We start from the raw sequence: 11,977 nt of genomic DNA, 5'->3' as shown, positions 1-11,977 counted from the left end.
CCACTTCCCCCTGACCACCGGACAGTTCGGCGTGATCAAGGAGATCGGTGCTGAACGGGAGGGAGCCCGGTCGACCGAGGCCGACCGGGCTCCGAACGCCGCGGGGCGGAAAAAACGCCGCGGCGTCTGTCCGGCGCGTCCGGCGGGCGGTCCCGGCCCGGGTCAGACTCGGGCTTCGCCGATCGGTGCGATCGCGGCCGCGGCGGGCGTCGCCGCCGGCTCGACGGCGAGGCTCTCGCCGATGTCGTCGAGGGAGAGCCCGATCGGCTCACGTATCAGGAAGGTGATCGCGATGCCGACCGCGAAACAGCAGCAGGCGATCAGCGTCACGATCCGGAGTCCGGGGCCGGCCAGGATGAGCGGCACGATGAGCGCTACGGCGAACGCGCCGACCTCGGCCAACGCGTCATCTGGTCGGTGACACTGCCGTGCGGCACCTGCGACCGCTGCCTGGCCGGCATCACCGCCAACTGCCGCACCGTGCGCAAGGCCGGTCATGAGGCATGGGACTTCGACTGGCAACTGTCCGGCGGTTACGCCCAGCACGTGCTGCTCCCTCGCGGAATGGCGATCGCCATCGTCGCCGACGCCCTGACGGACGCGCTCGCCGCACCGGCCGCATGCGCCACGGCGACGGTCATGGCGGTGGTCGAACGCGCGCCGCGCATGGCGGGCAGGCGGGTGGTAGTCGTGGGAGCCGGCATGCTCGGACTCACCGCGGTCGCGGCTGCCGCAGCGGCCGGAGCGGCGTCGGTGACAGCCGTCGACCCCGCCGCCGACAGGCGTGAGCTGGCAGGGCAGTTCGGTGCCACCGACGTCCAGCCGACCATGCCCGACACGGGGCCCTTCGACGTGTTGCTCGAGTTCTCCGGCTCCTCCGGGGCACTGCAGGAGGGACTGCGCACACTCGATGTCCAGGGTGTCGCCGTCCTCGCCGGAGCCGTTCTGCCCGGGGCCCCCGTAGCTCTCGAGCCGGAGGCCGTGGTGCGCCGTCATCTGTCCGTCGCCGGCGTGCACAACTACGAACCACGACACCTGACCGCTGCGCTCGGCTTCCTGGAAGAGACCCGGGAGCGGTTCCCCTGGCAGGACCTCGTCGGCGAACCCCTCCCGCTCGAGAGCATCGGCAGCCTGCTGACCGAGCCTCCCGGAACCAAACCGCGGTACGCGATCGCCGCGCCCTGAGCGCCGACTGGGCCGGCGCCCGTCCGCGGCGAGTGTGCCGAGAAACCGTCCGTCCTCAGCGGTGACGCGGAGAAGTGCGGCCCCGGGCCGTCCACTTGCCGATCTGATCCACGATGACCAGCGTGACCATGCCTGCGGCTACACCGATGGCCGTGTCCACCAGACGCAGCAGCGGCTGTTTCCAGGCCCCGTGCGCGTTCAGTCCCGCGACGACCATGACGACTGTGGTGGTGATGGCTGCGGTCGCTTCGTCGCCGGGCCGTCCGATCAGCCCGGGCACCAGGACGCTCAACCCCACGAGCAGGGCGAGGCCCCACGCATGGAAGGGCAGGAACACAAGGTAGGCCAGGCAGAGTACGAAGCTGATGAGCATTGCCGACATGCGAGCGATCGCCGCCGTTGCACTCTTCCTTTTGCATTCCCGGACCACGAAAATCGTAGAAATCGCAGCCCACATGCCGCCGAGTTGCCCCTCCTCGTACGGCTGGTGAGCGCCCGACCACATACTGGTGGCCGCCCAGTAGCTCAGCAGACTGGCCAGGCCGACCTCGATCGAGTACCTCAGCAGCTTCCCCTCCCCGCCTTTGGCGAGCCCGACTTCAACGCCATTCTGCGACCGCCGCTTCAGTATCCGGGAACGGAACGACTACTGGTGGCCGGAGTCGTGGGCCGCGCTGAGGATGAGATCCGTGACGGCTTGGGGATGGGAGACCAGGCACACGTGTGAGGAGTTGATCTCCACTGTCTTGCGTGCGTGTGCGCGCTTGGCTTCGTACCGTTAGAGGCTCGGGTTGATGGCCCGGTCCTGTCTGCCGGCGAGCACGTAGACGGGCTTGTCCTGCCAGGCTGCCGCGGTGAGCTTGTCATTGAAGGCCGACTGCGCGATCGGGCGCTGCGTCGATGCCATGACGGACGCCTGCTGCTGGGAGAGGTCCTGGGCGAAGGTGGCGTGGAGTTTGGCGGGCCGGATGTACACGTCGGTGCCCGTGGTGCCGTCGCCGTTGCGGAACGGGACCCGCGCACGGCAGTGGCTTGGGCATCGAGGTCGAGATCGTCGAGCGCAATCCGCAGGAGGCCGGGTTCGTCCCGCGCGTCGCACGCGCCGCCGTCCCTTCGCTCGACCGCCTGGTCGTCGCCGTCGACCCGGCCGTCACGACGACGGACACCGCGGACCTGACCGCCTTCACGGTGGCCGGCCGCTCCTACCCGCTGGAGCAGATGTAGGGCGACCGCCGTCCCCGCGGCTACATCCTCCACAGCGAGCAGGACCGCCGCACCCCCACGGCCGCGATGCGCCGCGCCGCCGCCCTCTACCACGAGCACCAGGCCGACTGCGTGGTCATCGAGGCCAACAACAGCGGCGACTACCTACCGGCCCTCTTGGCGGAGGCCGACCCGACGGTCCCCTGCCGCGTCGTCCATGCCACCCGCGGCAAGCGCGCCCGCGCGGCACTGCTCGCGATGCTGTACGAGCAGTCCCGCATCAGCCACGCAGGCCCGCCGCGCACGTTCGCGGCGCTGGAGGAGCAGATGACGACGTATGTCGGCGCCTCGGAGACCGAGGAGAAGTCGCCGGACCTGCTCGACCCCTGCGTGTGGGCGCTCACCGATCTCTTCTTGGATGCTTCGGTGCCTGGACCGTCACGTCCGTCTGACGGTCGTCTTACAGGCCGCCGTTAATCGGCACGCCGAAGATCGCTCTCGGGGTCACTTTCTGTGTTCCAGCAGGAGACGGGCTGCCGGGCGACATGGTCGCCCGAACTGGGCGCATCTGCTTTCGAAATCCGGCGGAAGCCAGCCTCGTCCCAGCAGCCGCGGGTGGGCAGGAAACGCGGTGAGCGCGGCCAGGACGAACAGCAGCGATGCCCAGGGGGTGCGGAGCTGCACCGTCATGTACCGCTGGCTGTTGTAGACGTCCTGGAAACTGGTCTGGAAGACGTCCGGTGCGACGAGGTCGATGGTGTCGAGGCCGACCCAGAAGAGGTCGAGGGGCCTCTGAGGGTGGCCGAAGTAGACCTTGCGCGGGGTGACGGTGATTTCGCCGTGCCCGTCCGGTACCCAACGCGGTTGGGCGTCGTTGGCGGCGGCACGGCGCCGGGCGGAGTTGCCGACAACCGAGCCGACCATGCTGCCGATCACGAAGGCGGGGCTGCCGAAGGCGAACGTGTTCTGGTGCCTGTAGCTGCCGTCCCCGATGGCTCTCCAGGTCAGTCGCTGAGCAGGCCCGACAGCCAGCGCGCGATCGCCGGGTTCGAGCCGGGCCATGGTGGCAACGAGCGGACGCTGATCTATCCGCTTCTCAACCAGGTCCGCGATGATGTCGCACGAGTGCCACAGGTACTCGTCGAGTGCGGACCATGCAGGTTGTTGCCCGTTGCCGGAAGAAGGTGGCGCGAAAGGGTTGTCCACTGTCTCTCCGATGTCCCCGTCTGGACGCGCTGCTGGCGGCCTTGATCTGTCGCTCACTTTACTGACGGGGCGCCAGGCCCGCCCACGCTCAGCTGCAGCAACTCGATGACCATGAGGAGCGCAGTCACCAGCGCGGCACATGGCGCGAGGCATCAGCCGCAGTTCAGACAGCTGTGACTCAGTACGCGAGGGCGAAGCGTTTCAACCGGTATGAAGTGGAGAAGCTGCTGCGCCAGGCCGTTCGGCACTCAACGACACCGAGGACAACGCCGACCGCCTGACCCAGAGCCTGCCCGCGAACCCGTCGGCGGCACGTACCCGAGGTTGGGTATTCGCCCGAGCCCTGCCGAAGCGCTGTGAGTGCGCGCTGGGGTGCCAGTGGCACCTGCCGGCGCCACGTGTGAGCCGGAGCCGGCGACTCGACCGGCGTTTCCAGGCCGACCGTGGTGGGCTGGTCGTGGCTGGGGAGTTCGGTGGTCAGGGGCGCTTGCTGGTCACGGCGTCGTCTGCCCGTTCGTTTACAGATCATCTTTGGCCGAAACTGACCAAAACGGCATGCATCCTGGGTTTTGCGCGTGCTTGTATGCGGCCAACGCGACGGGGGTAGCGCAGAGTTGACCGCTGGCCCCCTGTCGGCTGCTTCAACACAGGGGGCGCAAGTTGAAATTGAGAGCTCTGCTCACAACAGGAGCTGTGGCGCTGGGGCTGCTGGGAACAGCTGCTCCGTCGGCTCTGGCTGAGCAGTCCGATGCGGGACAGCTGCGGGTCACCGTCGGCCCGGCCAGGTCCCAGGTGAACGGACTCGCTGCCGGTCCGGCGTCCAATGCCACCTGCACCACCAACAAGATCACGATCAACCGGTACAGCGAGTGCGAGTGGGTCACGATCCACGTCGACGTCATCAAGGTCATCAACGGGCGGCCCGAAATCGAGGGCACCGTCGACTTCGACGTCAAGCACCAGATGACCCTCAAGGTGAACTCCGCGAACTGGTCGGAGAAGTTCACCGTCTCCAAGGCACGCATCACGCGCGCGGGCAACGGCGTCCACGTCGATATCGCCGCGGCTTCCGGGGGCGGCACCAAGGCCACCGTCCACTTCCCGCAGGGCCACGTTCTCAACAGCGGAGCTGCGAGTGGCAGCGTCGACTACACGACCGGGGCGATCCCCAAGGGCCGCGTCAACGCCAAGGCGAAGACGCACTATTCGTACACCTTCACCAAGCCCGGCTACACCCCCGGCGCCGTCTCCTACGACTCGGCCGTCTACCGGTGCGACAACTACTACGGCAGCAGGCAAGCCAACCGGTCCGGGTGCGCCATTCCGGAAGTGCCCACCGCGGTCAGCATGGTCGGCATCCCCTACATCGACGACGGGATCCACAGGCTGCGTTCCAGCGGCGGCCACTACGGTGACCCCTACGGCGGCAAGCCCCTGCACTGGATGATCAACCCCACGCAGGAGGACAAAAACCGCAGAGCGGTCTGCCCGAGAACAGCCCCACCGGACATGCAGCGCGCCGGCCGCACCTCGTGCGACGAGTACCCCTTCGCCTCGACCAAGGAAGGCGGCACCCACCTGCCCGCCAACCAACGGGAGATCACCTGGGTGCACATCCAGGAGAACCGCAGCCAGGGCGGCCGCATCACCGCCTGGCGCGGCAAGATGCACGTCATGGACGGCGACCCGTTCTACGTGATCGCCTGACCGCCCTAGACTCCCCGCCAGTCAGGGTGCCCCCTTCTCCCGCCTCTGTGCCGGGGCAAGGGGGCACCCTTCTCCGCTGAAGGAGGCTTGTCTCATGCTGGTTCGTGAAGCGACGTTCACCGTCGATGTGGGCGAAAACGGCTACCTCATCGGATTCGACGACGACTACGACTGGCCGAAGGAGATGCCGTTCGGCTGGCGGTGCGGCCTGGCCACCGACTCCAACGCCATCGTGATGCCCACCACCGACACCGGCCCCGTGCAGATGATCATCCAGGTCCACGACGGCCCGCCGGCACCCGAGCGCGGCAACGACTGGGAGCCGCCGGAAGAGATCAGCCTGCGCGCCGACTACCCCGAACTGTGCCTCGCCGTCATCAGGAGCGAGTTCTGGGACGCCTGGCCAGAAGACGAACCCCCGCTCGAGGTGCCGCCCTCCAACGAGGGCGAGCAGTGGGTACGGATGCGCCTGTACAGCCACGCCGACGACCCCGAACCGGGCATCGGCGACCACGGCGAACGCCACCTAGTCCAGCTCTGGCGCGCCCCCCAGGCGCCCAGCCTGCACCCAGAGATCACGGATGCCGACCGGCAGGCCCGGGCCGAGTACGCCGCGCAAATGAACATGCCGGTGGAGGAGTACACCACGACCTACCCCCTCACCTACACCCCCGATAACCAACCAGACTGACCTCCTTGGCCGTGCCGTAGTCGCCTCGTCGGACACCGCGATCGCAACTCCCGCGGCGCAAGGCGCGATACCCGATGCGACGAAGATGCTCACCGCCCAGGCCCTGGACCGCGCTGCCCTTCAAAGGACCGGCAGGCCAACCGCCGTGCGCAGCGCCGGGCGGTGGCGGTCACCGCCGACGCCAAAACGAACGGGCACGGGGCGCACGGGCACGCCGCGCCGTCTCAGCGTGCCCGGCGCACACCCGTGCGCCCACGCTGGGCGGTAAGAGGGCCCCTGGGTGGGGGAGCATGTGCGCAGTTGTCGCTCGTTCGTAAGGGGTCGTCATGCGTTCCATCCGCCGCGCGGTGCCACCGGTGCTGCTCTCCTTCCTGCTGCTGGCAGGTTGTTCATCCGGTTCACACTCCGGGACGGATACCTCGGGAAAGGGCGGAGCGTCAGCGGCGGGGTCGTCGGGGAGTGCGGTACCAGCAGGTACGACGAAGATCCCGGTGGGTGCGGGGCCGCAGACGACGTACACGGTGCAGCAACAGCCGCCCGCGGGCAGCTGCCACTACCGATACGAAAAGGGCGAGCCCCTTGAGGATCCGACGTGCACCCCGGGCGCGACCTCGCCCGCGGTGACGCAGACGAACTTGGCCACGACGATCTGTCGGAAGGGCGGATACACCAAGAACATCCGGCCGCCGGAGGCGATCACGCGGAAGGAGAAGGCGGCCAACGCCGCCTCGTACGGCTACAAGGGCAGCCTCGGGGACGCCGAGTATGATCATCTTCTTTCGCTTCAGCTCGGCGGCGACCCGAACGACGCCCGCAATCTCTGGGTGGAGCCGGCCGATCCGGGCCACAAACCGGGCGGCGGCATCAACAACAAAAAAGACCCGGTGGAGACCAAGCTGCACACCGCGGTCTGCTCCGGCAAGGTGACCCTCCACGCCGCGCAGCAGGCCATTGTCAGCGACTGGACCACTGCGCTCAGTCGGCTGGGACTCGGCTGAGGCCACAGTTTCCGCTCACAGGAGCCGGATCCGGGCGTGCGGACCACCCCGGACCTGGGCTCACAGAACTGCCAGCGGCTGCTCCTGACTGGCCGCTGCACGCGGCGGGCCGTGACGGCAGGGCCGAGCTGGGCATTGGCGATCACCATGCGGTAGAACGGAACCCACGTGACCGTGGACGGTCACCTCCAGGCAGGGGGAGATGCGTGTGGGGATGCCGCCGGACCTGAAGGTCATCGCCGAAGGGATGATCAAGGCCTCGATGGGCATGGTGACGACGGTCATGATCGGTGCCCGGGACACCACGATCGCTCTCTTCCATGAGCTGGACCGGCAGCACGGCATGGCCGGGGACGACGACGCCGGCCGTGCGTTCGCCAAGGTGTACAAGCCCGCGGCGGCCACGACGCTGGACAAGATGGGCTTCAGCGCCTACGTGATGGGCGAGACCGGCAAGGGCCTGATGCGCAACGCGCGTGAGTTCATGGCCCGGGAGAGCAGCGTCGCCTCCGCGATCCTGGGCAAGCAGGTGGATCTGACCGCCGGCATGGGGGACCCGAGGGCGGACTGCCCCGAGAGCTTCATCGACCTCGGGCAGGATCTGCCCGAGGTGGTCGGTGACACGGCCTGGTACGACCAGTACGCCCCGGCAGGGATGAGCGACCGGTTCCGAGGCTCACCGGACAAGCTGCACGATGTCGCCACCTCATGGCGGGCCGGCGGGAAGATGATGCTGCGCTTCCTGGAGGACGCGCAGGCCTACGCCCACACCGCCGACAAGGCGCATTCGGGGCAGGCCGCGGACGCCTTCCGCTGGTACTTCAAGAACTTCGTCGGCTTCGCCGCCCCGCCGGAACAGGCCAGCCCCGATGAGACGCTCGTCGCCAACCTCGTGGCCGCCTGCAACCAGCTCGCCAAAGCCTGCGACCAGTACGCCGACCACGTCGAGCGCGCCCAGAGGCAGATCCTCGACGACAAGGCCAACATCTTCCACGTCGACATGCCGTGGGACTCACCGATGTTCGGCGGCAACGGAGACGACGGCGGTCTGCTGAACCTGGTGCTGGACGACACGTGGATCCACCGCCTCGGCGACGTCGCCCACGCACTCGACACATCACAGAAGCGGGTCAAGCTGCCGCACGGCTCGGACCAACCGCCGGGCTGGCCCGGCGGGCCGCCACTGCTCCCGGTACCGGTGACGGGTCCTGTGCCGGTCACGATCGCCTCATACCCCGGGCAGATCCCCGGCATCCTGCCCATGGTCAACCGGGTCGACCCGGCCATCCCTGCCCAGGACCCGATCCCACCGGAACCCGGCACCACCCGTCTGCTCACCCCGGCCGAGCAGACGCAGTTCCGGACCTGGATGAACTCGCTGAACACCGGAGGCTTCGCCGGCGGCGGAGGCCCCACCAATCCGAACAACGCCTACCAACTGCGCACCGCAGGGTATCCCGAGAGGGAAGTCCCCCTGCCTGGACGCACGCGCGGGCTGATGGTCGACGGCATACGTCCCGCGGACGGCTACCTGGTGGAGGCGAAACACGTACAGGACCCCGACTGCGCGAAGCGCAGCTTCCGCAGCATCGAGCGGGTCAACGAGACCCTGGCCAAGCCGGTCAAGGTCGATGACGAGGGCAACGTGAAGTGGGACCCGGTGGTCGACGGCATGTACCGCGGAGACGAGACAGAACTCCGGCGGTACCAGAGCGCGATGGACAATCCCGCGAACCGGGAGGTCCGCGGCCTTGAGATCGTGACCAATGGCAAGGACAACGCGGCGTACTGGGAGTCGATGATGGCTATGACCGGCGTCACCGGGTCCGCACGATACGTACCCTGAGCTTGAAGGATTTCCGTGACAGACGAGTACAGCCAGAGGTCGAACTTCGTCTTCGCTCCCCCCGAGAACAATCCCGGAGCGTGGCAGGCCAGCCTGGAGATGTTCCGCGACGCACTGCAACGAGCGTTTCCCGGCGCCTTCCTGGAGACCACGGTGTCCTCCTTGCGGAGCGTGCCTGTCCTCGATTTTGAGATCGAGGCGGCGCCGGGCGTCTTCGTAGCCGGTACGGCAGCCATGCCCGCACCCGACTACGCGCACATCACCCTCATCGACGTGACCGTCGGCGAGGCGGCCTTGTTCGCCCAGTGGCTTCGCGACTCCTTCGTGCCCTCACCGGCCAGTGTGCGGTTCCTGAGCAGCTTCGTCATGGAGAACGGGGTGGAGACTCCCTCTGCGCTGCCTGCCACGGGCAGCGCGTCCGAGATCGAGGCCCTCTTTCGTCATCACCTCGCATCTGCCGGGATCGAGTGACTGCCCAACGTGAAGTGTCTGAAGCGACAGCCGTCGACGGGAGATCGAGAAGCGGACACGCAATTAGAGTCCGGCAGAACCGGGCGATACGCGACTGTCCCGCAGCGCGTTTCCCGAGCCCGACGTCGTCGCCCCGGACAGTACGCCGGCCCCGATCGAGGCGGCTTGTGCCCAGCGTCGCTGCGAATCCCAGACCACCCGGGCTCTTGCGCTGCGCCGGGCCCCGGCGGAGCGTGCCACCCGGCGCCCAGGTCGGCACGTCGGCTGTTGCTGTCGAGCCTGCCCCGCTGCGTACGACGGCGTGAGCACGTCGATCGTATGTGAGGCCAACGTCCTGGCCGAGGAACTCGCCGTCCGTGACGACCGGCGCTTCCGCCAGGGCCTTCGGCTGTCCAAGCTGCAGCACCACAAAACGCTCGATGAATACGGCTTCACCTTCCAGCCCGAACTCGACCCCCGCAAGATCAAAGACCTCGCCACCTCGCCTCGTCGAGGCCAAAGCCAACGCGGCCCTGCTGGGACCGCCCGGGGTCGGCAAGACGCACATCGCGGTCGTGCTCTCGGTCGCCGCCTGCCGGGCCGGCTTCTCCGTTTACTTCTGGCCATCCACTGAGCAAGGTCGCCCTGGCCGGGCTCTGTGACTTCATAGAGCCCGACCGAGGAGCCCGTCACTGATCATGCAGCCGGGTCTCCGCCCCGGCCTGCGGATCCCAGACGATTTCTCCGCACTCAAAGCTACTCACTCGGCCACCAGGGTCCTGGGAACTGCTCTCACTCGCGATTGGGTAGCCGAGCCGGCCCGCCGGCCCGCCTTGGCGCAGGTACTCCTCGCGGATCTCGCCGAGAACAAGGTGGGCCCCTGTCTCCTCGGTCCAGAAGACCGACGTGAGGATCTCGACGACGTTCCGCGGCGGATGGTGGAACGTCGACCTCCCGAGCTCGACAACCGCGCGCGAGGACACCCGCTGTCTGTCGCTCGAGATAGTCCCGACGAAGTCCTGGCGCTTTCCGCGCCGCTCGTCGTCCAGCGTGATCTCCTCGCCCAATGGCCTCGCGAGCAGCCCCGCGCCGCCCAGGCGTGCGCGGAGCTCGCCGATCGTCCAACGGTGCGCCGGGTCCCAGCCGCCCCGAAGACGCATCCGTTGCGCTTCCACTTGTGCCGCTGTGCGTTGCTGGTCGAGGATCCCGTAGACGACCACCTTCCCTTGGCCCGCCACCGTCGGCGCCGGGTTCTGACCTGGCGGGCGGGTGTCCATGAGGTTGTAGTGCGCCCACACCGGGCGGAAGACCTTTCCATCGGCGACGGTCGGCGGATTGAACTTCGCGAAGCGCTCGAGCTCCGGATCGTTCCAGATCTCCCGCAGGGTCAGACCGTCGAAGGCATGGAGCTGTCCCATCGCCCGAGGGTTCGCGGTCGCGTCCTGAATCGGCCTGATCGTCCAGACGATGCCGTCCTGATTCCCGTTCGCCGACAGGGAGCTGTGGCCGCCCGGCATCCCGTCATCCCCGGGTTTGACACTGGCCGTTGCGACCGGACCGTTTTCGTGGTGGAGAACACCGGCTCGGGGATCGTAGCGGTATGCCTTGAGACTGTCCTTCTCTGGCATCTGGTAGACGAGGCCCGGCCCTTGCCAGTACACCGGGCCACCATGGATGTTCGGACCGAAGCTTTGGGAGGCGCCGTAGTCAGCTTCCGTGAAGGCGGGATGGAAGGTGTTCTTAAACGCCTGGAAACCCTCCCCGATGAGCTTTGGCTCAGCAGCTGTCTGGTCCTGCGTCAGACGCATGGTCGCCGGATCGAGAACGTAGTAGCGGCCCTGCTTGCCGCCCCCGACCAGTCTCCCGCCCGGGAGCAGCACGGGCCCGCCGGACCCCAGATCGGTGTCTCCCCAGTGCGATGGAGTCCCGGTGGGGTTGTAGTTACTGTCCCGGTCCCCGTCGCGCAGTCGCTTGGCGTTCGAGGGCTGGAAGTGTCCGGCCAGTTCGAGTCCGGGCCATTGCGGGATGACGCGCAGTTTGACGAACGCATCCGCGAGGTCGGCCGACGCGGGCGGCGAGGCCTTCTCCGCGTTGTTCCGAGGCACGAAGATGTCGTTGCCGGTCTCGAAGTAGATATGGCCGTCATCGGTGCCGACGAGCCCGTTGCCGGACTGCCAGACCCCGGCTCCCCATTGGTTCGCGGTGGCCCGGGTCGTGCAGAAGACGGCTGTCGCCTCCAGGGTGGCGGCTGCGTAACCGAAGATCCAGCCGTGATAGACCCCCTGGTCACACTGGAAGGTGCCGAAACCCACGTAGACCTTGCCGTTCAGCAGCAGGAGCCCGGGACGGTTACGCTGGACGGCGGCGTCGAAGGTCATGCCGGTGCGCGGGTCCGTCCCCCCGATCTTCCGGGGCGGCACGCGCGGCGTCCCATCGCTGAGCTTGAGGGCGTGAAGATAGTTGTCGCCTGCCAGGTCGGTCGAACCAGCCGGAGTCGGAGCGCCGCCGCGTGCCCAGGTCCGGGTCACCACATACATGGTCTGGGTCGCCACGTCGATCACGGGTGTGCTTGTGATGCCGACAGTCCCGATCGTCTCGCGGCAGATCTCCGCGTCGTTCAGCAATCGTGTCGTTCCGAGCGGCACGGTCTTCCAGACGAGGCCGCCGGGGTTCCAGCCGACGTCTTGGTTC

At 67.7% G+C, this 11,977-nt stretch carries 13 protein-coding genes and 1 pseudogene; 9 read left to right on the top strand and 5 right to left on the bottom strand.

The window, feature by feature from the left end; genetic code table 11:
- Positions 1-162: 162 nt before the first annotated feature.
- Complete coding sequence (locus tag LMU33_RS39350; protein ID WP_228626681.1) at positions 163-402, bottom strand: hypothetical protein; 240 nt, start codon at positions 400-402, stop codon at positions 163-165.
- 15 nt (positions 403-417) lie between these two features.
- On the opposite strand from LMU33_RS39350, the gene LMU33_RS39345 reads away from it, so the two are divergent.
- Positions 418-1,185: a zinc-binding dehydrogenase gene (locus LMU33_RS39345; protein WP_308280850.1), complete on the top strand. Its 768-nt coding sequence runs from the start codon at positions 418-420 to the stop codon at positions 1,183-1,185.
- Between the two features lie 55 nt (positions 1,186-1,240).
- Here LMU33_RS39345 and LMU33_RS39340 read toward each other — a convergent pair whose 3' ends face one another.
- The gene (locus LMU33_RS39340; protein WP_228626679.1) at positions 1,241-1,642 is read right to left on the bottom strand and encodes an FUSC family protein; all 402 of its coding nucleotides are present in this window, start codon (positions 1,640-1,642) and stop codon (positions 1,241-1,243) included.
- A 321-nt stretch (positions 1,643-1,963) separates the two neighbouring features.
- On the bottom strand, positions 1,964-2,161 hold the full coding sequence (locus LMU33_RS39335; protein ID WP_228626677.1) for a hypothetical protein: 198 nt from the start codon (positions 2,159-2,161) through the stop codon (positions 1,964-1,966).
- 56 nt (positions 2,162-2,217) lie between these two features.
- On the opposite strand from LMU33_RS39335, the gene LMU33_RS39330 reads away from it, so the two are divergent.
- A complete protein-coding gene (locus LMU33_RS39330; protein WP_228626675.1) occupies positions 2,218-2,409 on the top strand; it encodes a hypothetical protein in 192 nt (63 codons plus the stop codon).
- 24 nt (positions 2,410-2,433) lie between these two features.
- Complete coding sequence (locus tag LMU33_RS39325) at positions 2,434-2,865, top strand: phage terminase large subunit family protein (protein WP_228626751.1); 432 nt, start codon at positions 2,434-2,436, stop codon at positions 2,863-2,865.
- Between the two features lie 27 nt (positions 2,866-2,892).
- Here the strand turns inward: LMU33_RS39325 and LMU33_RS39320 are convergent, their stop codons facing one another.
- Positions 2,893-3,594 carry a hypothetical protein gene (locus LMU33_RS39320; protein WP_228626674.1) on the bottom strand — a complete coding sequence of 234 codons (702 nt, stop codon included), beginning with the start codon at positions 3,592-3,594 and terminating at the stop codon, positions 2,893-2,895.
- Between the two features lie 792 nt (positions 3,595-4,386).
- On the opposite strand from LMU33_RS39320, the gene LMU33_RS39315 reads away from it, so the two are divergent.
- From LMU33_RS39315 to LMU33_RS39290, 6 genes and pseudogenes are all read left to right on the top strand, one after another.
- On the top strand, positions 4,387-5,301 hold the full coding sequence (locus tag LMU33_RS39315; RefSeq protein ID WP_228626672.1) for a NucA/NucB deoxyribonuclease domain-containing protein: 915 nt from the start codon (positions 4,387-4,389) through the stop codon (positions 5,299-5,301).
- 94 nt (positions 5,302-5,395) lie between these two features.
- Positions 5,396-5,992 (top strand): hypothetical protein, encoded by a 597-nt coding sequence (locus LMU33_RS39310; RefSeq protein WP_228626670.1) that lies wholly within the window; start codon positions 5,396-5,398, stop codon positions 5,990-5,992.
- A 326-nt stretch (positions 5,993-6,318) separates the two neighbouring features.
- Positions 6,319-6,990 (top strand): hypothetical protein, encoded by a 672-nt coding sequence (locus LMU33_RS39305; protein ID WP_228626668.1) that lies wholly within the window; start codon positions 6,319-6,321, stop codon positions 6,988-6,990.
- Between the two features lie 202 nt (positions 6,991-7,192).
- On the top strand, positions 7,193-8,836 hold the full coding sequence (locus tag LMU33_RS39300; protein ID WP_228626666.1) for a restriction endonuclease fold toxin-2 domain-containing protein: 1,644 nt from the start codon (positions 7,193-7,195) through the stop codon (positions 8,834-8,836).
- A 15-nt stretch (positions 8,837-8,851) separates the two neighbouring features.
- The gene (locus LMU33_RS39295) at positions 8,852-9,307 is read left to right on the top strand and encodes a hypothetical protein (protein WP_228626664.1); all 456 of its coding nucleotides are present in this window, start codon (positions 8,852-8,854) and stop codon (positions 9,305-9,307) included.
- 331 nt (positions 9,308-9,638) lie between these two features.
- Positions 9,639-9,906 (top strand): annotated as a pseudogene (locus tag LMU33_RS39290) (ATP-binding protein); the annotation flags it as partial.
- Between the two features lie 69 nt (positions 9,907-9,975).
- On the opposite strand, the gene LMU33_RS39285 reads toward LMU33_RS39290, so the two are convergent.
- Positions 9,976-11,977 (bottom strand): LGFP repeat-containing protein (locus LMU33_RS39285; RefSeq protein WP_372478147.1); only part of this gene is annotated, 2,002 nt, incomplete at its 5' end.

The sequence above is a fragment of the Streptomyces barringtoniae genome (genome assembly GCF_020819595.1).
GTDB lineage: Bacteria > Actinomycetota > Actinomycetes > Streptomycetales > Streptomycetaceae > Streptomyces > Streptomyces barringtoniae.
Note: the sequence above shows the minus strand (reverse complement) of the source record. Positions and strands in the feature narration are given on the sequence as shown.